This is a genomic window from Pseudomonas sp. AC242 (assembly GCF_979258655.1).
Genome location: NZ_OZ409873.1, coordinates 1,179,229 through 1,200,464 on the forward strand (window position 1 = coordinate 1,179,229; position 21,236 = coordinate 1,200,464).

At 56.4% G+C, this 21,236-nt stretch carries 15 protein-coding genes; 1 reads left to right on the forward strand and 14 read right to left on the reverse strand.

What is annotated here, in order from left to right; genetic code table 11:
• Positions 1-314: 314 nt before the first annotated feature.
• The 7 genes from ACZZ0A_RS05390 to puuE form a co-directional block, all read right to left on the reverse strand.
• A complete protein-coding gene (locus ACZZ0A_RS05390; protein WP_123374693.1) occupies positions 315-1,100 on the reverse strand; it encodes an outer membrane protein OmpK in 786 nt (261 codons plus the stop codon).
• A gap of 162 nt (positions 1,101-1,262) precedes the next feature.
• Positions 1,263-2,621, reverse strand: a complete 1,359-nt coding sequence (locus tag ACZZ0A_RS05395; RefSeq protein WP_007913967.1) for a nucleobase:cation symporter-2 family protein — start codon at positions 2,619-2,621, stop codon at positions 1,263-1,265.
• A gap of 169 nt (positions 2,622-2,790) precedes the next feature.
• A complete protein-coding gene (locus tag ACZZ0A_RS05400; protein WP_007913971.1) occupies positions 2,791-4,104 on the reverse strand; it encodes a urate hydroxylase PuuD in 1,314 nt (437 codons plus the stop codon).
• A 51-nt stretch (positions 4,105-4,155) separates the two neighbouring features.
• Positions 4,156-4,659 (reverse strand): ureidoglycolate lyase, encoded by a 504-nt coding sequence (locus tag ACZZ0A_RS05405; RefSeq protein WP_007913973.1) that lies wholly within the window; start codon positions 4,657-4,659, stop codon positions 4,156-4,158.
• A 141-nt stretch (positions 4,660-4,800) separates the two neighbouring features.
• A complete protein-coding gene (alc, locus tag ACZZ0A_RS05410) occupies positions 4,801-5,796 on the reverse strand; it encodes an allantoicase (RefSeq protein ID WP_007913974.1) in 996 nt (331 codons plus the stop codon).
• Between the two features lie 88 nt (positions 5,797-5,884).
• On the reverse strand, positions 5,885-6,400 hold the full coding sequence (gene uraD, locus ACZZ0A_RS05415; protein ID WP_007913979.1) for a 2-oxo-4-hydroxy-4-carboxy-5-ureidoimidazoline decarboxylase: 516 nt from the start codon (positions 6,398-6,400) through the stop codon (positions 5,885-5,887).
• Positions 6,397-7,323 (reverse strand): allantoinase PuuE, encoded by a 927-nt coding sequence (gene puuE / locus ACZZ0A_RS05420; RefSeq protein WP_007913981.1) that lies wholly within the window; start codon positions 7,321-7,323, stop codon positions 6,397-6,399. The genes uraD and puuE overlap by 4 nt, the downstream gene beginning before the upstream one ends.
• Before the next feature lie 431 nt (positions 7,324-7,754).
• Between puuE and uraH the strand changes: the two genes are divergently transcribed.
• Positions 7,755-8,108 carry a hydroxyisourate hydrolase gene (uraH, locus tag ACZZ0A_RS05425; RefSeq protein ID WP_007913983.1) on the forward strand — a complete coding sequence of 118 codons (354 nt, stop codon included), beginning with the start codon at positions 7,755-7,757 and terminating at the stop codon, positions 8,106-8,108.
• Positions 8,109-8,280: 172 nt separating this feature from the next.
• On the opposite strand, the gene ACZZ0A_RS05430 is transcribed toward uraH, so the two are convergent.
• The 7 genes from ACZZ0A_RS05430 to ACZZ0A_RS05460 form a co-directional block, all read right to left on the reverse strand.
• Positions 8,281-10,161 (reverse strand): hypothetical protein, encoded by a 1,881-nt coding sequence (locus ACZZ0A_RS05430; RefSeq protein ID WP_463542613.1) that lies wholly within the window; start codon positions 10,159-10,161, stop codon positions 8,281-8,283.
• 49 nt (positions 10,162-10,210) lie between these two features.
• Positions 10,211-12,043 (reverse strand): hypothetical protein, encoded by a 1,833-nt coding sequence (locus ACZZ0A_RS05435; RefSeq protein ID WP_463542614.1) that lies wholly within the window; start codon positions 12,041-12,043, stop codon positions 10,211-10,213.
• Between the two features lie 91 nt (positions 12,044-12,134).
• A complete protein-coding gene (locus ACZZ0A_RS05440; RefSeq protein ID WP_463542615.1) occupies positions 12,135-13,844 on the reverse strand; it encodes a hypothetical protein in 1,710 nt (569 codons plus the stop codon).
• Between the two features lie 191 nt (positions 13,845-14,035).
• Positions 14,036-15,886: a hypothetical protein gene (locus ACZZ0A_RS05445; RefSeq protein WP_463542616.1), complete on the reverse strand. Its 1,851-nt coding sequence runs from the start codon at positions 15,884-15,886 to the stop codon at positions 14,036-14,038.
• Between the two features lie 230 nt (positions 15,887-16,116).
• On the reverse strand, positions 16,117-16,320 hold the full coding sequence (locus tag ACZZ0A_RS05450; protein ID WP_463542617.1) for a hypothetical protein: 204 nt from the start codon (positions 16,318-16,320) through the stop codon (positions 16,117-16,119).
• 190 nt (positions 16,321-16,510) lie between these two features.
• Positions 16,511-20,059: a calcium-binding protein gene (locus ACZZ0A_RS05455; protein WP_463542618.1), complete on the reverse strand. Its 3,549-nt coding sequence runs from the start codon at positions 20,057-20,059 to the stop codon at positions 16,511-16,513.
• Between the two features lie 528 nt (positions 20,060-20,587).
• On the reverse strand, positions 20,588-21,217 hold the full coding sequence (locus tag ACZZ0A_RS05460; protein WP_007914001.1) for a LysE family translocator: 630 nt from the start codon (positions 21,215-21,217) through the stop codon (positions 20,588-20,590).
• Positions 21,218-21,236 lie beyond the last annotated feature (19 nt).

A 21,236-nucleotide genomic window follows, 5' to 3' on the forward strand; every position in this document is an offset into this window, starting at 1 on the left:
TGGCGCCTTTTTTCGTTGCTGCAAAAGTCATCCGATCGGTCAGCTTCGTTGCTGTTAGCAAGAGCCGAGCCAAGGCTTTCGAAAAGCAAAAAAACACCCGCTCGGCTGCTGAAAAACAGTCGATTGAGTGTGTTTTCGGGATGCCTCGGTACTGACCGGGCCGGGATAAGTTGGCTTTTCGGTCAGGAATTAAATTCGGGCTTTTTTTTAGACCGAATTCAAGAGGCCGCGGAGAATACTGACTCAACGGCCAGGTCTCAAGTGCCCCGCAACAGAGCACCGACGACAGGTATGGGGCACGGTTGCGGGCCATCTTAAAAGTGCACCTTGACCAGCAGGCTGGCGGTGTTCTGGTTGGTGTCGAAGTTGTGGGTGTTTTCGACGCCGTATTTATTTTTCCAATAGCTGTATTCGGTGCCGACATACAGTTGCTTGTGGCTCCAGCCCAAGGCTTTGCCCAAGTCATATTTGATCTGCGGATTGATGTGCAGGTTGGCGTGGTAGGTGCCGCGCGAGTTCTCATCGTTGTCGACCACCCAATCGAGGTAGCCGTCGATCAGCACATCGGAATTGCCCAGGGGAAAGCTGTAGGACCAGCCGGGGGTGATCTGCCAGACGCCGTCACCGGGGCGTGGGCCTTCGGTCTGGCGGCGGAAGATGTTCAGGGTGACGTAGTTGAAGCCGGGCACCTTGAGGTCGAAGCCGGGGCCGATCAGATAGGCCTCGCTGTCGCCTTCGCCGTATTCGTAAGTCATCGCCAGCAGGACGTCTTTGATCGGGCCGAACTCGAGCTTCTGGTCGAAGATCTTGCCGAACGAGAGGCGCGGGGTGAATTCACCGTAGAACGCGTGCGGGCCTTTGTTCGCGTCTTCCTTGCCGTTGTAGAAGATCTTGTCGACGAACAGGAAGTTGTCGCCGTATTTCCACTTGTCGGCGTGCTCGAAGGTCAGCGTCTGCTGGATCGACGGGTTGATCGCGAAGTTCTTGCCGTACAGGTAGCTGAGGCTGTTGGTTTGCCACAGCAGCAGATCGCCGGCCATGGCCTGACTCGCGGCCAGCAGGCCGCCACTCAACAGAACGTTGGTTTGCGTGCGAATCATCTGTTGCTCCCTCTTGTTTTTATTGTTTGAGGCGCAGAGCTGTTGCGCGCCCTTGTAGGAGTGAGCCTGCTCGCGATAGCGGTGAATCAGTCAACGAATCTGTTGAATCTGATAACGACATCGCGAGCAGGCTCACTCCTACAGGGGGATAGCGTTTTTCAGTTAATGCTGGTGGGCGTGGCAGTCGTTGATCGCCGCACGCTCTTTGCCGCCGAGAATGTTGAACAGCAGGTTCAACGTCAGCGCGCTGAGCGTGGCCATGGCGATGCCGCTGTGGGTAATCGGGCTCATCCACAGCGGCAGGTGCGCGAAGAATTCCGGGCGTACCACCGGGATCAAGCCCATGCCGATGCTCACCGCCACCAGCAACTGGTTGCGACGGTCACCGATGTCAGCTTCCTGGAGAATCTTGATCCCGGTCGCGGCGACCATGCCGAACATCGCAATTGCTGCGCCGCCGAGTACCGCCGGCGGAATCGACGCCACCAGAAACGCTGCTTTCGGCAGCAGGCTCAACACGATCAGCAAGCCACCGGCAACGATGGTCACCGAACGGCAGCGCACGCCGGTCATCTGCACTAGACCGATGTTCTGCGCGAAAGAGGAGTGGGTAAACGTGTTGAAGAAACCAGCGACAAACGAGGCGCCGGCATCACACAGCAAGCCGCGACGTAGCATGCGCGGGCAGACTTCCTGGCCGGTGATCTTGCCTAGGGCGAGGAACATCCCGGTGGACTCGACGAAGATGATGACGACTACCAGACACATCGACAGGATCGGTGCCAGTTCGAATTTCGGCATGCCGAAATGCAGCGGAGTGACGAACTGAACCCATGGCGCGTTGGCCATGCCGCTCAGGTCGACCATGCCAATCGCGCCGCATAGGATGTAGCCGAAGCACATGCCGATCAGTACGGAAATGTTGACCCAGAAACCGCGCATGAAGCGGTGGACCAGCAGAATAGTGCCCAACACCAATGCGGCGATGGCCAGATAAATCGGTGAGCCGAATTGAGCAGCAGCGGCGCCACCACCGGCCCAGTTCACGGCCACGGGGAACAGCGACAAACCGATCGAGGTGATGACCGTGCCGGTCACCAGCGGCGGGAAAAAGCGCACGACCTTGGACATGAACGGCGCGATGAGCATGCCGAAGAAACCGGCAGCGATCGTCGCACCGAAGATGCCTTGCAGACCGATACCGGGCATGCCGGCCATGGCGACCATGCTGCCGACTGCAGCAAAACTGGCACCCATCATCACCGGCATGCGAATGCCCATCGGGCCGATGCCCATGGACTGGACGATGGTGGCGATACCGGCGACCAGCAGGTCGGCGTTGATCAGGAAGGCAATTTCTTCACGACTCAGGCCAGCGGCCTGTCCAATGATCAGCGGCACCGCGATGGCACCACCGTACATCAGCAGTACATGTTGCAAACCGACCAGGATCAGTTGCAAAAGGGGCAATCGCTGAATGGCGGGTGCGTCGGGGATGCGCGCTTTGGACAGCTCGGACATGCAACACCTCGGATCTTTTTATTCTTGTGATTAACAGCTGCCGGGTTGCTCACAGCTGTTTCTTTGCATCAGGTAGAAACCGCGTTGCGGCGAATCGCTGGCAAGCCAGCTCCCACACAGGCAGTGCAAAACCCTGTGGGAGCTGGCTTGCCAGCGATGCTTTTACTGCTTAGTTGGTCTGTGCTCCCTGGGCGATCCATGCACCGATCAGGTCACGTTCCTGCTGGGTCATCTGCGTGATGTTGCCCAGTGGCATGATCTGCGTGGTGATGGCTTGCGCCTGGATGCGTGCCGCGTTCTGACGGATCTGCTCAGGGGTGTCGAGCATCACACCCGCCGGAGCTGCGCTGAACAACGGACTGGTTGGTTTGGCCGAGTGGCAAACCGCGCAACGTTCTTGAATCACGTTGTGCACTTTGTCAAAGGCCGGACCTGCGTTGGAGGCTTGCGCCGGTGCTGCGGCAGGGGCTGCCGGAGCAGCAGGTGCCGCCGCTTCAGCCGGTTTCAAGCCACCGCCCAATGCCGTTTCCGGCAGCGGTTGGTACTCGATTTTCGCTGGCGCCTTGGCCACTTCCGGCGCGGTCGACATCGGCATTGGGCCGGTGACGTACGCCAGACTGATCATGCCCACCGCTGCCACTGGCAGGGTCCAGGCAAACTTGTGGCTGTCATGACGGGTGTTGAAGTAGTGACGCACCAACACCGCCAACACCGCGATCCCGGCCAGGATCAACCAGTTGTACTGGCTGCCATAGGTGCTCGGGAAGTGGTTGCTGATCATGATGAACAGCACCGGCAGGGTGAAGTAGTTGTTGTGACGCGAACGCAGCAAGCCTTTGGCTGGCAGCGCCGGATCCGGCGTGCGGTTTTCGGCAATCGCCGCGACCAGTGCGCGTTGCGCCGGCATGATGATGCGGAACACGTTGCCGACCATGATGGTGCCGATGATCGCGCCGACATGCAGGTACGCACCACGACCGCTGAACACTTTGCTGAAGCCATACGCCGCGCCGATGATCAGCACGAACAGAATGAAACCGAGCAGAGCAGGGCGTTTGCCCAGGGCCGAGTCGCACAGGAAGGAGTAGATGAACCAGCCGATAAACAGCGAGCCGATACCGATGGCCACGCCTTCAGGGCCGCTCAGGGTGCTGCCCGGAGCCAGCAGGTAGAGCGTTGGATTGGAGTAGAACACCACGCACAGCAGCGCGATACCCGACATCCAGGTGAAGTAGGCTTCCCATTTGAACCAGTGCAGGTTTTCCGGCATCGCCGGCGGGGCCAGTTTGTATTTTTCCAGGTGATAGATACCGCCACCGTGGATCGCCCACAGGTCACCGGCCAGACCGGTTTTCGGGTTGACGCGGTTGAGGTTGTTCTCCAGCCAGACGAAGTAGAACGACGCGCCGATCCAGGCCACGCCAGTAATCATGTGAACCCAGCGCACGCTCAGGTTCAGCCATTCCAACAGATGTGCTTCCACAGTCTTTACCTCTCGCCTGTCACTCTTGTTGTCGAGTGATCAGACCTTCTCTTATTGGTGGGGGGCGAGGATCAAACGCTCATCCTCTTTGAAAAAATGCTCATCGCAGTTATTGCCTGTGCCACTGCGATCAACCACCAGGAAGTCATCCCGCTTTTCGATCGTCAGCACCGGATGGTGCCAAACGCCGCGATGGTAATTAATGCCCTGCCTGCCGTTGGTGACGAAGGCGCGGACCAAGCCTGATACAGGTTCATCGCCAAGTGGCGCGACCACGATCAGAAAGGGGTTGCCGAGCAGCGGAATGAAAGCCTGGCTGCCCAGCGGATGGCGTTCCAGCATGCAAACGGTCAGCGGCATGTCCTGCGCGTCGGCGCGGAAAATGCTGATGATCGCGTTGTCCTCAGGCTGAGCGGTTTCGACCGTCGCCAGTTTATGGAAGCGCATGGTCGAACCGTTGTTGATCATGAAGTGATCGCTGCCGTCGGTTTCGATGACGTCACCGAAAGGGGCGAAGGCTTCTTTGGTCAGCGGTTCAATCTGTAGTGTGCGCATGCTGTTCTTCTTTTCGTTGAGTGATCGTTCCCACGCTCCGCGTGGGAATGCAGCCCGTGACGCTCCGCGTCACATCCAGAGTGGACGCAGAGCGTCCAGTGATGCATTCCCACGCAAAGCGTGGGAACGATCATTGCGTTGTTATTTAGCGACCTTGCCGAGAACGCGCAGGCGGCTCACACCACCATCCGGGAACACGTTCAGGCGGATGTGAGTGATCGGGCCCAGTGCCTTGATCTGCTCGACGAAGGTGTGTTCGGCGTGCATCTCCAGCTTCTGGCTTGGCAGCAGTTCACGCCAGAACAGCGATTGGGTTTCGATCTGGCTGTCAGTACCGCCCTTGACGAACGCGCCCTGGATCGAGCAAGTGTCTGGGTAGTTGCCTTTGAAGTGCAGGGTGTCGACGACGATCTTCTCGATCTCGCCCGGGTGACCCAGCGCGACGATCACCCAGTCATTGCCCGGCGTGCGACGACGTGCAGTTTCCCAGCCGTCGCCCATGTTGATGCCACGGCCCGGGTTGAGGATGTTGCTCATGCGGCCGAAGTGTTCGTCGGAGCAGGCGAGGGCGCGGCCACCATTGAGGGCTGCTGCCAGATCGACTTGCTCGTTGTCGCCAACCGCCGACCAGTCGCGGAACGGAATGCCGTACACGCGCAGACGGGCGACACCGCCGTCCGGGTAGATGTTGAAGCGCAGGTGGCTGAACGCTTGGTCGTTGCTGATTTCGTGGTAGTGGTGGCTGTTGCCCTGCAGCTCGACGGCCGACAGCACTTCCGTCCACTGGGTGTTTTCATCAGGCTCGCCCGACGCCAGGAAGCACGCTTCCAGAGAGGCCGATGGCGGGAAGTTGCCGGTGAAGAATGAAGTGTCGATGTCCACGCCTTTGATCGAGCCCGGTACGCCCAGACGGATCACGGCGCTGTCGAAGCCTTCGAAGCGCTTGCGGCGCGATTCCCAGCCGTCCATCCACTTGCCGTTGTCATCGAACACGCCCTCCTTCCATACGGCCGGAGTCGGTTGGAACAGACGATTGGCGTCTGCGAACCAGTCATCGGTGACCGAGATGATTTTGGTGCCCAGACGGGCATCGGCCAGGTTGACGAATTTTTCGAAAGGTACGGCGTAAGCTTTCATTCTTCTTGTCTGCCTTTAAAAAAGTGGCTGGGGATGCTTGCAAGACCCTGGGTGCTCTCCGCGTCTGATGCACTCGGGTCAGGCTTCGCTAAAGAGTCAGTAAACGGAACAGGGCGATCTTGTTGATCTCCGCCAGCGCGCATTTGAACTCGGTGTCGACCGAATTGTGAATACGCGTTTCGAACGCCGCGAGGATCTGATGCCGGTTGCTGCCTTTTACCGCCATGATGAAGGGAAACTTGAACTTGGCTTTGTAGGCGTCGTTCAGCTCGGTGAAGCGCTGGAACTCTTCGGCCGTGCATTGGTGAATACCGGCGCCAGCCTGTTCATTGGTGCTGGCTTCGGTCAGTTGGCCCTGGACGGCAGCTTTGCCGGCCAGGTCCGGGTGAGCGTTGATCAGCGCAAGCTGGCTGGCGTGATCGGCGCTCAACAGGATGTCGCTCATGCGCTGGTGCAGGGTTTCGATCTCGTCGATCGAGGCATCTGCGCCCAGGTCGTAGGCCTTCTCGGCCACCCATGGCGAATGTTCGTAGATGTCGGCAAAAGCTTTGACGAAGGCGTCGCGGCTCAGGCTCGACGGTTGCAGGGTTTGAAAGCGGCTCATTTGGCGGCCCCTTGGTACGGGTGGGTTTCGTGCCAGTGACGCGCGATGTCGACGCGACGGCTGAACCACACCTGTTCATGACTTTTGGCGTATTCGATAAAGCGTTTGAGCGACGCGAGGCGACCCGGACGGCCGATCAGGCGGCAGTGCAGACCGATCGAGAGCATCTTCGGTGCTTCAGCGCCTTCGGCATAGAGCACGTCGAACGCGTCTTTGAGGTATTCGAAGAAGTCGTCACCCTTGTTGAAACCCTGCACTTGGGTGAAGCGCATGTCGTTGGTGTCGAGGGTGTACGGGATCACCAGATGCGGTTTGCCGGTCGGGTTGTTCGGTTCCCAGTAGGGCAGGTCGTCGTCGTAGGTGTCGCAGTCGTAGAGGAAACCACCTTCTTCCATGACCAGGCGACGAGTGTTCGGGCCGGTGCGGCCGGTGTACCAACCCAGTGGGCGCTCGCCGGTGATTTCGGTGAGGACGCGGATCGCTTCGAGCATGTGCTCGCGTTCCTGCGCTTCGTCCATGTACTGGTAGTCGATCCAGCGGTAGCCGTGGCTGCAAATCTCGTGGCCGGCATCGACCATCGCACGGATCACATCCGGGTGGCGCTGAGCGGCCATGGCCACCGCGAAAATGGTCAGCGGAATATCGAACTCCTTGAACAGTTTCAGGATCCGCCAGACGCCGGCACGGCTGCCATACTCGTAAAGCGATTCCATGCTCATGTTGCGCGCGCCTTGCAGCGGCTGAGCGGCAACCATTTCGGAGAGGAAGGCTTCGGACTCTTTATCGCCGTGCAAAATGTTGCGCTCGCCGCCTTCTTCGTAATTGAGTACGAAGGACAGGGCGATGCGGGCATTGCCCGGCCAGTGTGGGTGAGGAGGGTTACTGCCGTAACCGATCAGGTCGCGTGGGTAGTCAGCGCTCACTGCAGTCTTCCTTCTTATTCGTTGACAGATTGGTGTGGCGGCCTGGCGGTGAATTAACAGGCTGGCGTCACAGCGATGGGCTGATTGTATACAACTTTATTCGCAATTTGTAAGCCTGAATTTTCGCATTTTTCACCGACTGTCATCTTTTCCTGCTATTGGCGTGAGCCTGCAAGAAACCTGCCTGACCAGTCAGCTAATGGATAGGAGGTGCAATGAATAGGCGTATTGCTGGCTCATCGGCAGGAAACCCCCGAATGGCGGGGGTGATGTGAAAAATGTCGTTTTTATTGTGTACAATTTTTTTGAAAAGTGTCTTAATCAATCGCTCGCCGCAGCTTTTCGTGCTCCGAATCGGTGCGGTTTCCTTTTTATCTGACTTCGGGAGGCGCGAAGTCTGACTGCTCCGTGCAGGCAGGCGCGCAGAATCAATGGGACGTTTGACTACACACGTTTTGGACGCTGCACACGGTTGCCCGGGCAGTTCGATCAAGGTCGAGCTGTACCGCGTTGAAGGATCGCACCTGGAATTGGTCGCCAGTGCCGTCACCAACAGCGATGGCCGGGTCGATGCACCGCTGCTGCAAGGCGATGATTATCGTACCGGCGTTTATCAGGTTCAGTTCCATGCGGGCGATTACTACCGCGCCCGTGGCGTTCAGTTGCCGGAACCGGCATTCCTCGACGTGGTTGTGCTGCGCTTCGGCATCTCTGCCGAACAGGATCACTACCATGTGCCATTGCTGATTTCGCCGTACAGCTATTCCACGTACCGGGGCAGCTGACCCCCAAGCAGCTGCCCCCACCGGGAAGCGACTGCGCATATAGCTTCTTTGGTCTTTCGCCCGCTCACACTGCGGGCTTTTTTTATGCCTGTATTTTGTGCATGGCCGCGCGCCCCGGAGAACTCTGGAGCGCGCGGCTTCGCGTTCGGGTAAGCATTAACGATAAGGTTATTCAGCTGTGTCGGCTGACGACAAGGTTGTATTCGTGAGTGGGGAGAGGCTCGTTGGTGCCCAGCAAAAAAATGATCCTGTTCGTGTGCAAGTGTTCCATCAGGTCGTTGTTGATATGGGCGTCCATGTTGTCGACAAAGACTCTTTTTTTGAGCCAGGCAATTGGATCTGGGAGAAAAACAGTTTTGTTCTGAATCCTGTCCATGAACATGATGAAGATATGCTCAACACCCGTTCGCTTGATCAGTAAGGCGTTCCCCTGGTTGGCGCCGAAATCATGGGCAATGTAGTAGCCGTGTGCGTTGAGAAGATCTTTGAACAGTGTCCGCGTTGTTCGCCGACCTCTTTGATGTTGTGAACCGGATAACAGCTTCGGATTGAAGTCGATTCTGTGCAGACCTTCAGCGGAAGGGAGCGGCATACGCGTGTAGTCATTTACGTCGGCTGCAAGCGGCGAGAGAAGCATTAGCGGGTCGCTCAAGTCTTGACGAACGACTCGGTTATCGCCCACGAACTTAGAACGATTTTCCCAGTACTTGAAAGTCTCGACCAATGCACTGATCCCGGACCCGCTCAGTTTATTGGAGTGACTGGCCCGATTGAACATCTCCCGTGCGGTTTCGCTTGCGGAGTGATCAGAAAGGAAGGGGAACTGATCGCTGACATATTGAGTGAGGCTTTTTTCAAATGGCCGACTCCCTGCAATTTTCCATGCTTCACTGCCTTGCGCCGTCCTGTCCGCCGACTTCACCACCCCCCGGGGTTGTAACTCAGGATTGGTCAGCAGTAATTGTTCAAAAGCATCGAAACGATAAGCAGAGAACTGAGGAGGCTTGATGAAGGCAAAACCGTCAACGGCGTGGGTCGCCTGGTCAAGCAGCGCAAAGTGCTTGCCGCCTATTTCCACGGAGTCGCCGGCTGGCGGTTTCGTTGTTCCCCAGGCTTTCCATAGTTCACTGATGCCCATGAGTACGAAGGGATCGAGAGGATCACTGTCTTCTGACAGTCGAGGGCGCTTGCTTGGGCTGGGGCCGGGCTTTTCTGGCTGAGTGAGGTGGCGAGAACTGCCTGGCTGCGGATCCTGCTGCGTATTTGCGAAGGCCTGCAACTTGCGGCGCCAGACGAATTGCCCAGGGATCTGCTCGAACGTGATATCCGGCACATTGGTCGTTGTTGCAGACGCCAGTTTGTATTCGCCTTGTTCATTCCTGCGAACCAGGATGGTGCCGTCGGCGATATCGATATAGGTTCTCCCGCGCGGTCCTTTGCGGATGCCGTCCGGGGAACCTTGCGCTGCAGGAAGAAGCGCCGCCAGGTGCGGGTCGACGAAAGGAATCGCGTGTGACGGTTCGTTAATCCGTTGCGCCGATCGCTTCCTCTGTCTGGATTGAGCCGTGTACCACTGGGCCTCGACTCGCCACAGTGGCAAACCGTCGATTTTTTTCAGGATCGGTGGTGTCACGCCCGGCGCTGCTGGCCAGGGAATCTGATAGTCCCCGGTTGTGTTGCGTTCAACCCGGTAATGACGGCCGTCTTCCAGGTGCGCGTAAGTCTGACCGCCCGGGGCCACGAATAACCCGTCGATGGTTTCGTGCGGTTGTAGCAGATGGGTTTGTAAAACCGGCAGGGATATCTCGGCCAGTCTGGCATTGGCTTCGGTGATCACCGGGTCCGTGATGTGACTCACCACGACATGTGGGTAATCAGTTACTTCGCTGCCAGATGGAGCGGAAATGGATGGCCCCGGCAGTCGATTCGTACCTGGCGCAAAAATGTTGGAGCCGCCAGGATTCGTTCCGCTGCCATTGCCAGCGTTAGACCTGTTGGTCGTCGAGGTATCGGGCAACGCAGGGCGAATGGTGGTCTTTGTGGGTCTGGTCATTCAACTTTCTCTGAGCGATTCATGGTGCATTCCTCTCTGTTCTGCTCAATCACTGGTCTTTGAAAATGAACAGCGTTGTTTGCCCCAGAACATCTGTCTGTGTTCCACCCAGCAGATAGCTGATCTTTTTATCTTTGCTGTAAGCCGACAGAGGCTTTGGTTCGCTGCTGGATGTTTGCACCACGGCCTCACTGCGTTCAAAGCGCTCAGGCTGAAATCGCTGCAACCTCCCGTTAATAAGAGGAGGCAGTTTCAGCACGAATACGTGGTCGATTTTCTCCCGGTAAAAGAGCAATTCGTTCTCGGCAAGCGTATTTGTCGAGTGGTTCAGCACGTACCCGTCATCCTCCAGAAGCTGACTGAACAGCTTGCGCAAACCGGGCCCGTCTGGCGTCGCGGCGTACTCGTTCCAATGCCGGGAGAAGCGTCCGGGGTCAAAATCCAGTCGCATCAAGCCTTCCCCCAGTGAGGAGGGAATCGCCAGGTTTTCTTCCGGTCCGTAAAGAGGCCGTAACATCAGTAACGGGTCAGCCAGTTCTCGACGCGGCGCTGTGTGCTGATCCCTGTTGGCCCAGTAACGAAACACTTGATTCATGAGCGCCAAACCGGGGGCAATGATGATTTCAGATCGGTTTGCCTGATTGAACATGGCTCGGGCGAGTGAGTTGACCGATTGATCCGACAGGTATTTGAAGGTTCTGGAAATGTATTGAGTGAGCGGCATCTCAAAAGGCACGACACTGTCCAGCACTGTCCATTGGTTGTTCTGTTTAACCGCCCACTTGGGCTGCAACGACGGGTTTTCCCGCAGCATGTATTCGAAGGTGTCGTACAAGACGGGTGAGAACAACGGATGTTGCAGATAGACCAGTCGCGGGTTGGCACTCATGTCCTGTTGCATCACCCGGTAATACTGCCCGTCTATCTCGATATGATGGCCCACCTGTGGACGGACACTCTGTCCCCAGTTTCGCCATAACCCGAAACTCAAGTTGATCGCCTCGGGATTGGCGGACAGCAAGCTATCGGTCAGCGCTTGGCTGGCATCTGTCCCTTCTTCCTGATGCAGACGCTTGCCCGGGACGGCCATGGGCTCCGGCGTATCGGTTGAGGCTTTGCGTTTTTCCTGTAGCGAACGCTCCGGTTCAGAACCGGTTTTGCGGCGCCACAGTCGCGTCCCGGGAATCTGTTCGAACAATAATGCGGAGGCATCGCGCACGGTCGCAGAGCTTTGCTGATACTCACCGTTGGCGTTTTTTCGCACCATGACGGTTCCTTCGGCCGTATCGATGTAGGTTTTGCGGTGCTTGTCGTAGCGGATTCCGTCTGGCGTCTGCCGGGAGGGGGAGAGCAGGGCCGCTGCATCGGGTGCCAGGTAGGTTGGCTGTTCCGCAGCAAGACTCTCGGCGGCTGCATTTCGCCGGTCACTTTCCGAGTTGTGCGCCAGCCAACCCGGCCGTTCGAACGTCCAGACGGGCTGGCGTTCTGTTCTGATCAAGAAGGGGCCAGGCAGACGCGGGGAGAAATTGAAGGGAATCTGATAGCGGCCATCGTGCTGCATCTCGACCAGCAGATGGCCTTCATTCTCAACACGGGCATATAACTTGCCATCCGGACTGGTGAACAGACCGCTGTCGTGATCCAGCCGTTGTAGCAGATGGGCTTGATCGGCAGGCCAGGTGATTGCTTGCAGTGCTGAGGCAACTTGCGCTGAGTAGGATGCAGGCATGTCGTTGACCTGCACTGACGGGGGCTGCGCCGAGGCGTCCGGCAGCGCTGCGGGGAGTGTTGTGGTTGCCGGTAGTCGGGGAGATGTGTTTGCCATATTTGGGCGAATATCGGGCGCAGTGACCCCGGCCACGCGCTTCGGTGGTTTGACCATTGATTTGAACTCGGTGTATGGAACAAGAGGTTTTATTGAGGCTTGTCCACAAAAATCTGCGGACAAGTTGCGGAGATGCCGGGTTGTGTATTCACCCTTCTCTAACAATGAACAGGGTCGAGTTATCAGGGGAAATCTGTTGTTTGCCGCCCACCAGATAAATCACTTTGTAACTTTTGAGATGTTCGGCCAGCGCCTGTCTGTCCGCTTCGCTGAGTCTGCTCTGGAACTGCGGGCTGGCAATTTCGGAGCCGACAACGGAGTAACGAGGTACAGGCGTCTGCGTAACAGGGGTCAACTTCAATACGAAAACAGCAGCGACGCCTTCTCGGTGAAAAATCATCACGTCTTCGCCACTTGGATGCGGGTGTCTGTTCGGGTTGATGCTGTAACCGCTGAGGCCAAGGATTCTTCCGAATACGTCGCGTGTGCTTGAAGCACTCGGCATCGAATCCAGTTGCTGGACGTCGAAGTCCAGACGCTGCAAACGGCTCGAAACAGGCGCCGGCAAAGCGAGCAGCCCTCCGGCGTATTGGTCATTGTGCCGGGCGGGCAAAATGGGCAGTAGCATCAAGGGGTCTGAAAAACTGGGGTGGGGCGAGGTGTTGTTGACTCTGTCGGTCCAGTGGCGGAGCGTCAGCGTCAATGCTGAAAGTCCACCGGCATCAATCCCTTGAGGCGTGGACACACGCTCAAATACAGCTCTGGCGAGGTTATTTGCCGAGCGTTCGGACAGAGAGTTCAGGGCGCTGGATACATATTGCGTTGCCGACATTTCGAACGGCGCGTGGTTGTCCAGAACCTTCCACTGGCCATTGCGTTTCAGCGCCCATTTCGGCTGTATCGAAGGGTCATTGCGCAGCATGTTTTCGAATTCGTCGAAACCTTGAGGTTTAAACCTCGGGTGTTGCAGATAAACCAGATCGGTGTCGGCGCGTAGAACCTGCCTGACCAGCGGATAGTGCAATTTTTCTATTTCTATCGACTCGCCTGTTTCCGGTTTGGTGGTTTTTCCCCAGTTTTTCCACTGTGCTACCGACAGATCCAGTGCAGCCGGCCGCTGGGCTGACAGACGTTCGATCAGCACGCCTGTCGTCGATGCGACGTCGCTTTCCTGGACCGGGTATGGGCGATTGCTCGGACCGGGTAGAGCGTCGGTCGTTTCGGTGGGCACTGGGTCGGTTGCGGCTTGAAGGCGGTGTCGCGGCTCGTCGATTTCACGCCACTGTTTTGTCCCCGGAATCTGTTCAACCCATTTACCTGTCGGAGACGCTTCCCCGGCGTGTGTCTGACGCCAGCCATCCGCGGTTTTGCCGACCATGACCATGCCGTCGTGCATTTCGACATACGCTTTCTTGTACTTGTCGTAGCGAAAACCTTCTGCGGTGCCTTCCTGAAGTTTTAGTTGGCTTGCCGATTCGGCATGGATGAACACCGGATGTTGCACACTCGCGCTGGTGGCGGTGCTTGCGGCGGCTGCCTGCTGGCGTTCGCTGAAGTGCAGGGATACCCAATCGGCGGCACGTGATGAACCTGAGCTCTCAGGGAAGTGGTGGACGGTGATTGTGGGGCGCGGGGAAGTCACGTCCGCCAAGGGGTGGATAGTGACCGTTTGGGGTGACGTTACTGCCGGTAAGGCAGTTGAAGACGCGCCGGCTGCGCCAGGCACATTGTCGCCGCCTGGGCCAGGATGAATGATTTCCCCGGCCGTAGCTCCGAGAGGATTGCCTGACAGTTCGACGGGGGTTGCGGACGCGTCGGGCGAAAGCGTACGCGGAATTTTCTTCGGTGGCTTGGCCATTGAATGACTCCTTTGGATTGTTTATCCAGTCGTTTGCATCGGGGTGGGGAGCCATGGTCGGGAAAAGATCATCCGGATGTGCGGTACATATGTAATGTCCTGCCAGCATTTGCCGCAGGATGTTGCGCAATCCGTCGGATGTGTAAAAAACTCTCATCGACGCGCTGCCGACGAGAGTTTCGCATCGGCCTTTACCGCTCTCTGAAAATGAACACGGTTTCGGGATTCGACTGCACCCTCAATACGCCACCGATCAGCCACACCACTTTGTTCTGTGCCGTGGCGGTTGTCAGGGCTTGCAACGCGTCGGTGCCAATCCTGGCCGGCAAGCTCGGGTCTGCCAGCTCATTGCCTGGGGTGTGGGAAAAGCCGACATGTTCCACTGCGCCCAGTTTCAGGAAATAGATCTGGTCATGGGAGTTGCGCCGGAAAACCAGAGTGGGCATGCGATGCTCATAAGTCAGAGGAAAGACGTCGTAGCCGCTGCGTACCAGCAAGGCGCCAATCAGACGCCTGAGGTTCAGATCTGTCGGATAGGTTTTGTAGTGATTCCATTCGACGGGAAAACGTGTTGGATCGAAATTGAGCCGTTGCAGCTCGCCGTCGACCTGGGAGGGCATCCGGATGATTTTTTTTCCGTCGCGATCAATGGAGGGTGCCACCTTCAGCATGTTTAGCGGGTCGGCGTACGCTGGTGTCGTGGGAAACGGCCGTTGCTTCCACTGATGCAAGACGGCCTGAATATTGATCAGTCCGGTGCCGGTAATCACAGGTGAGTTGTCCGCGAGTTCAAACAATCTCTTGGCGACGGCATGTGCAGTGGCATCAGAAAAGTCGGGAAATGCCTTGGCAACCGACCGCGATATCGGTTCAGTAAAAAAACGTTTACCGGGGTTTATTTCTCCCGGATCGTTACCTAGGCGAAACGTTGCAACGGGCTGCAACAAGGGCGCTGTATAGAGCATTTGGTCGAACGCCTCGAAGCCTGCAGGCGTAAAGTCTGGATGTTGGACAAAGTAGACTTTGGGTGTGCGGTTGGAGCCGACAGGCACAATCGGATAATGAAACCAGCCGAGTTGCACGGACTCCACCAGCGGTGGTTTGTTCAGATGGCCCCACGGTAGCCAGAAAAGCGGTGTTTGCTCGGTCGGGGCGCTCGCGTCAAGGCGCATTGGCAGAACTGGATCTACAGGTGCGTCGAGCCGTGGTCGTTTGCTTGGGCCTGGTTGCGCTTCGTCCGGTTCGGCAATCGGTCGAGACGTGCCGGCAACAGGGTTTTCTTTGGTGGGTGAGTTCGGGCTCTTGCGGCGCCAGAGTACTGTTCCGGGAATCTGTTCAAAAAAAATATCGGGAGATTCCCTGCTCGTCGGCGAGGCCAGTTGATACTCACCTTGTTGGTTTTTACGGACCATGACCGTGCCTTCTGCCGTATCGACGAAGGTATGGTTGAGCTTGTTGTAACGCAGTGCATGCGCTGAAAGCTCTGCACGGGTCAGCGTATTTGCGTCTTCGGGCGCAAGGTAGGAGAGGGGGGGCGGGGTGACAGGTGTTTCGGTCCGAGACACTGTCGATTGCCAGCCAGGGCGCTGGATAAGCCAACTGGACTGGCCTTCTGTCCTGGTCAGTACTGGCCCGGGAACACCGGGCGCAAAGGTCAGAGGAACGTAATAATTGCCCTGCAAATCCCGTTCGACGACGAACCGGCCTTCGCTGCCGATTTGTGCGTAGGTCCGCTGATCCGGTCCGGTGAACAAGCCGGTATTTTCTCCAATCGGCGTCAGTTCGTGCAATCGGTCCTGAGGCCAGGCAATTGCACTGCGGGCGGTCCTGTAAGTGTCGGGTATTTCGTTGACGATGACGGCGGGCGGTCGATGGGTGGAGGTGCCAGTGGCGTGTGCCCCGCTGGTTGAATCGACGCCAGACAATGGGGTGTCGGGCAAGGTTGGGGTGACGCGGGTGCCCGAGCCTGGCTGCGCAGGTCTTGTTGTAACCGTTGTATCGGCTGGTGCTGTCACCGGAACTTTCTTGGGTGGTTTCGCCATGTGAAATTACTCATTGAGGGATGATGCGTAACGCACGGAAGTGCCTCGCCGCATTTTTCAGGTGCACTCGTCTGCATCCCGGAAAATCCAGGTTGGGAAAACGATGGAGAGGTTCGATGACTTACACTTCGGTGCGCGCGCATGTTTTCGGGTTTGCCTGATGTACGGCGTGCAAAGTTGCAGGCCTATGCATCAAGGGCGGCGGCGTGAAGAGGGTGAGATCTTGATGGTTACAGCGGACCGAACACTGAGTCGGCGAGCTTCAACTGATCTACTTTGCTTTTGGTTTTTTTGCTCGTTATTTCATCAGTGCTGTGTTTGCGATCAATGGTCGAAGCATTGTGCTCATCGCTTTCAAAGCGCATATCTGTGATGACGACGGCGTCAGTAATTTTTGCTGTTGCCAATGACGCTTTGCGTACGGTGGTGGCCATCTGAACTTCCTTGTTCTGGCAGGTTTTTGTCAGGCGAGGCGTGATAATACGATCGATTTTTGAACGCTGTATATCAACGGGTTGTTGCTGTGTATTGCGCGCGGCGGGTGCTGCTGGAAAACGCAGCCTGAAAACAATAAACCGGCCCGAGGGCCGGTTTATTCAGGCGCTGACGTCGTTTGGCCAGTGGTCAATTATCGGGCAGTGACAGTGGCGGCACCCGCTTTGACTTATGGTTGCAACGATTGAAAATTTCCAGCTGCGAATAAGTTATTTGCCGAGATTTGTTACTGTCCAGAATCCATTTACGGTTCGCCAGATTGTACTTCAACCTACCTCGAGTACCGTCGCTCAATGCAATGTTGCGCACGTACAGTTCGCGTTGAGCAAGCGCGGAAAATTCCTCGGGCAAATCTTCCATCGTAGGCGGTTCAAAATATCTGGCGTCGAGGCTGTCGATATAAACCCGGTCGAAAGTCAGGTCTACGGTATGTATCACGCCTTTTGGTCCGATGACAAAAATCTGATCAATCAGATCGTCAGGACCGTACTGCGGTAGATGCAGAGTGACCGTTCCGATGTACAGCTGATTGCCGGACAATACGATCTTGAAATCTTTGATTTGCGTCGCATCGATTTGCCAGGTGGATGAGTTGTTCAACCGAACTTTGGCAGTTGCCAGGCCGCCCGGCGTCGAAATCCGTATCACCCTGTTTTCGCGCAAATGCATCGTATAGGTGGCACCTGCACCCGCAAAGTTTTCGATTGCAGTTTGTTCGGTTAAAGGCAAGAACCTGACGCAGGAAGAAACGTGATCCAGTTTCTCCGTGAGGGATACGGGTAATTCGAAAACCGCTTTGTCGTGGGTTCTCAGCGGGAAACGCAAGTCATGACTGGTCAGTGTATTGGCGACAACGCTGTGTTTATAGTGTGCCGGAGGTACGGCGTACTCTTTCTCCAGGATCAGCGTATGGGATTTTCCATCGCGAAATACCAGCTGATAGCCATGGGTAGAGACGCTGGCTGCGAGGTTTTTCAGGGCAGCATCGAGTGTTGTTTCTGAATACTGGCCGACGCCGGCGATCTGCAACAGGCTCTTGCCGAAGTAGAACAGAAAATCACACGAGACATTGACCTTGTCTTTGTCCGCCGCTTCGTTCATCAAAATGGCGGGGGTGGTGGCAAAAGCAACATGTGCACTGGTCATTTCGGCATAGTCGTAATCAAGAAAGATGCGCGTGCCGTAATTGGAATCGGCGGAGCTGCCGGTTATGAATTGAGTGTGCAGGTTGTAGCGCTGAACGTAATAGTGGGTGTTTTGTCGGGTGGGTACATTGCACACTGTTGCGTGGACAAAGGTCGTTGGTTCAGGGCGTCCCCCTTTGGTTTTTTCTGTGTGTATCTTGACGGGATGGTCGTGTTCGATTGTTTTGGGCAGATCCGGTTTCAGGTGATATCCATCGCGAGTAATGATTATTAATTTGTCATTGTGCAAAACCCGACGGCCGTCGGTTTTTTTGTACACGTTATCGATGACTATTTTGCTTCGGCGACCGTAATGAAAGTCGAAGCTCACTTCGATGGAAAGACGGCATCTGTCCACCTCCCATTTCTCGATCTGGTCCATTCGCCAGCCCAGCGATATCTTGCTTTCGTCTACACCATCTTCCGAGATGAGAACTGAACCCTCCGCCAATTCCACGTGATAAAAATCCACTCCCGATTCACCGAATGCGGTGGCGTTTGCCTTGTACATATAAATCGAGTCGTTACCGGCGCCAGCATTAATGGTGTCTGCGCCTCTTGAGGAAATCACGTTGGGTGCTGCGGTGCCCGTGACAATGCTTCTTCCGTTTTGCAGCGTCTGAACGTTTTCAACGCTTTCGAGTAGTGTCTTGAGCGAGTACGTCTCGCCATCCACTACAGACGCATCCGGGTTCGGCGTATAGATGCGCAAGGTGCCCGCCGCCAGATCGATGGCGTAGCCACGGCCGGTGATCGGATGCGACTGGTTGCCATCCAATATCAAAGTGTCGCTGCCGGCACCGCCGTCGAGTCGGGAAAATTCACTGCTTTCGATATATCTTGCCAGGTCATCCGCCGCATCCTGGGCAGTGAACCTGTCATCTTTGTCGCCCCCCGTGAGATCCTTTATGCCTTCCGTGTAATAAAAGGCATTAGGCTTTTCCGCGACACCGGTGATGGTGTCTTTGCCACTACCGATCAGCCACAAAATGCCTTTGGTTTTCCCCGGCGTTCCCAACACGGCACCAGGGGTTTGAGCCGTTACGCCGTCGCGAGCGTCAATGGTATCGTCAAGACCGACTACTTCAGGGACGTAGTCAATCGGCATGGTTTCGACTCCCCACCAGTGTTTTACGCGCTTGCGTCTTTTCGTCAGGCGGTCTTCATAACGGCCATGCACGACGGCTTCGATGGTGTCCTTCTGCGTCTCGTTGAGTATCTGGCTGGCGCTCGCTTGCATTCGTTTGGCGGTTTCGATTTTGGCTTTGGCCAGTTCGTAACGATTTTTGATGTCCTGGTCTATGTCCTTCAATGGCAGAAAGGAAAACCATCCGGTGCGCCAGCGCTCTTCAACGGTGAGTTCGATGTAGTCATCGATTTCATCCACCATGCGTACGGCACCGTAGACCTGCGATCCTATCGCCATCAGCGCACCCGCCGCGAGGCCGACCGGGCCGGCGAAGGAAAAACCGGCCATGGCGGCGCTGCCGAGAATGACGGTCATAGCGGCACTGGCAATGTTCAAACCGCCGCTGACGTAATGATCCATGGCCTCTTTGCCGGTTTTATTGCTGGCGGCGTTGAATTCTCTGACGGCGCTGTAGATATCGAACGGTAATGTCAGTGCACCGCCAATGAGTCCGCCGGAACGGCCCAGGCGGATCCCGGCACGGGTTTTGGTGAAGTCGCTCAAGGCGCCACTGCCTGCCTCGATCATGCGCTGGCCGACTTTGGTCACAGCTACGTCGGTGATAATCGAGGCCACCTCGGTGCCGATCCCGATGCCATTGAAAATGATTTCATCCTGATCATTATTCTTCACGGCATCGTAAATGCCGCGAATTCCCATGAATATGCCAAAAGCCTGAATGCCGACACTGGCGCCGATCATGGAATGGTTCTTGATGATGAGCCAGTCCGGATTGCTGCGCTTGCTTGAATAGACCAAGTGCAAATCGAGGGTCTGCGCCGATTTCAACAGGCGAGCCATTTTTTTCGCGTATCCGCCATCCTCGACACTTGTCCCGATGTCTTCGCTGATGACCGGAAGGGCAGTGGAAGGACGCAGACTGGCGAGTTCGAACAAAAAGGAAGGCAGCAAATAGTCATCACCGAAGGTGGAGACTTTCATGCGCTGTTCGATGGCGGCATAACTGAGTTGCAGGGCGTTGACGAACGATCGACTTGGCCGGCGGAACTGGGTGTTATGACCGGTTAGCGGCTGGCCATCGATGGTCGCTCCCATAGCATCCAGCGCTCGGCGTGTCACTGTGTATGAACCTATTTTGAACGGTCCGAACAGCTCGTCGAGCATCTTGAGCTGACCGGGCTTTCGTTGGCCAGTCGAGGCAGGCGTCTTTCCCGCATCATCGGCGCCCGTCGCTTCGAAGTCGATTGTCTCGGCGGTGCGTTCATTGGTTTGCACGCCGATGTCCAACACTTCGAAGGTGTCAAACTGGGCATAGTGGCTTTTAACCGGTATGGGTTTTAACATTGAAACATCCTTGTTCAATATAGTCTGCAGCATGCAGGGCAACGTTGCAGATAGAGATATAACTTCATGTAGTGCGAGTAAAGAACTGATGTGTTGCAATTAAATAAGTGAAAGGAAGTCAGCGGTTTGAATAACTATGAATCGTCTTGTTTCAAATGAGAGTTACTTGTTATTCCATCCAGAACACACTAAAAAATCAAGTCGCCATCGTGATACGACCTTGTCGTCGGGTTGACGCAGTAACTTTTTGTTTCGCAGGCAGGGTACACAAGTGGCGACAGCGACCTGACGCCAGCGGGATTTTTAAACAGACTTGTTGAATCGGCATCCATGAAAGCCGGATGTGCAACGTGGCGCCGAGTGAACTCGGCAGTCAGGGGGGCGGAAAAGTCAGTGGCCGCGTGCGGTACATATGTCTTGAAGCGAAGGCAAACGAGGCAATACGTTTGACGTAACTGGAGGAGAGCGATTCTCCAGGCTGCGTGTAACACGGCGGGCTGATTCAGTGAGGATGAGCCCGCCAGCGTTTCAGTGGCTACTAAGCAAGGACGCCGCGCCGGCACCGCCAAACAAACCGGCACTGATCCGGTTGAACCAGCTCTGGCCTTTACCACTGCGCAGATAACGGGCAGCGCCATGGGCACCCAGTCCGTAGGCCAGCTTGCAGAGTAGATCGAGCACTGTCCAGGTTGCGATCATCACCAGCAACTGCGCAAGGAACGGTTGTTCGGCGTTGAGGAACTGCGGCAGGAATGCGGCGAAGAACAGGATGTCTTTCGGGTTGCTTGCGCCCAGCACAAAAGCGCGGCCGAACAGCGTGCGGAAACGTGGCACCGGCGCTGCTTGTGGTACTTCGGCGCCGACCGAGGGCTGACGCGATTGCTGCCAGCTCTGCCAGGCGAGGTAGAACAGGTACAGAGCACCAACGATCTTCAGGGCGCTGAAGAGTTTTTCCGACGCGAGCAACAATGCACCAAGTCCCAGGGCCGAGGCGCTGAGCAGGCAGATTGAAGCGCTGACGCCGCCGAGAAATGCCGGATACGAGCGGCGCAACCCATAGTTCAGACTGTTGCTGATCATCAACAACGACAGTGGCCCCGGAATCAGGATCACCACCAGCGCAGCGCCGCTGAACAGCAGCCAGGTTTCCAGACTCATCACTTTCCTCCTTTTTTTG

Excerpts from the sequence above, each read along its gene's own strand:
- ACZZ0A_RS05390 (WP_123374693.1), bottom strand. The coding sequence starts at position 1,100 with ATGATTCGCACGCAAACCAACGTTCTGTTGAGTGGCGGCCTGCTGGCC.
- ACZZ0A_RS05395 (WP_007913967.1), bottom strand. The coding sequence starts at position 2,621 with ATGTCCGAGCTGTCCAAAGCGCGCATCCCCGACGCACCCGCCATTCAG.
- ACZZ0A_RS05405 (WP_007913973.1), bottom strand. The coding sequence starts at position 4,659 with ATGCGCACACTACAGATTGAACCGCTGACCAAAGAAGCCTTCGCCCCT.
- alc (WP_007913974.1), bottom strand. The coding sequence starts at position 5,796 with ATGAAAGCTTACGCCGTACCTTTCGAAAAATTCGTCAACCTGGCCGAT.
- uraD (WP_007913979.1), bottom strand. The coding sequence starts at position 6,400 with ATGAGCCGCTTTCAAACCCTGCAACCGTCGAGCCTGAGCCGCGACGCC.
- uraH (WP_007913983.1), top strand. The coding sequence starts at position 7,755 with ATGGGACGTTTGACTACACACGTTTTGGACGCTGCACACGGTTGCCCG.
- ACZZ0A_RS05430 (WP_463542613.1), bottom strand. The coding sequence starts at position 10,161 with ATGACCAGACCCACAAAGACCACCATTCGCCCTGCGTTGCCCGATACC.
- ACZZ0A_RS05435 (WP_463542614.1), bottom strand. The coding sequence starts at position 12,043 with ATGGTCAAACCACCGAAGCGCGTGGCCGGGGTCACTGCGCCCGATATT.
- ACZZ0A_RS05440 (WP_463542615.1), bottom strand. The coding sequence starts at position 13,844 with ATGGCCAAGCCACCGAAGAAAATTCCGCGTACGCTTTCGCCCGACGCG.
- ACZZ0A_RS05445 (WP_463542616.1), bottom strand. The coding sequence starts at position 15,886 with ATGGCGAAACCACCCAAGAAAGTTCCGGTGACAGCACCAGCCGATACA.
- ACZZ0A_RS05450 (WP_463542617.1), bottom strand. The coding sequence starts at position 16,320 with ATGGCCACCACCGTACGCAAAGCGTCATTGGCAACAGCAAAAATTACT.
- ACZZ0A_RS05455 (WP_463542618.1), bottom strand. The coding sequence starts at position 20,059 with ATGTTAAAACCCATACCGGTTAAAAGCCACTATGCCCAGTTTGACACC.
- ACZZ0A_RS05460 (WP_007914001.1), bottom strand. The coding sequence starts at position 21,217 with ATGAGTCTGGAAACCTGGCTGCTGTTCAGCGGCGCTGCGCTGGTGGTG.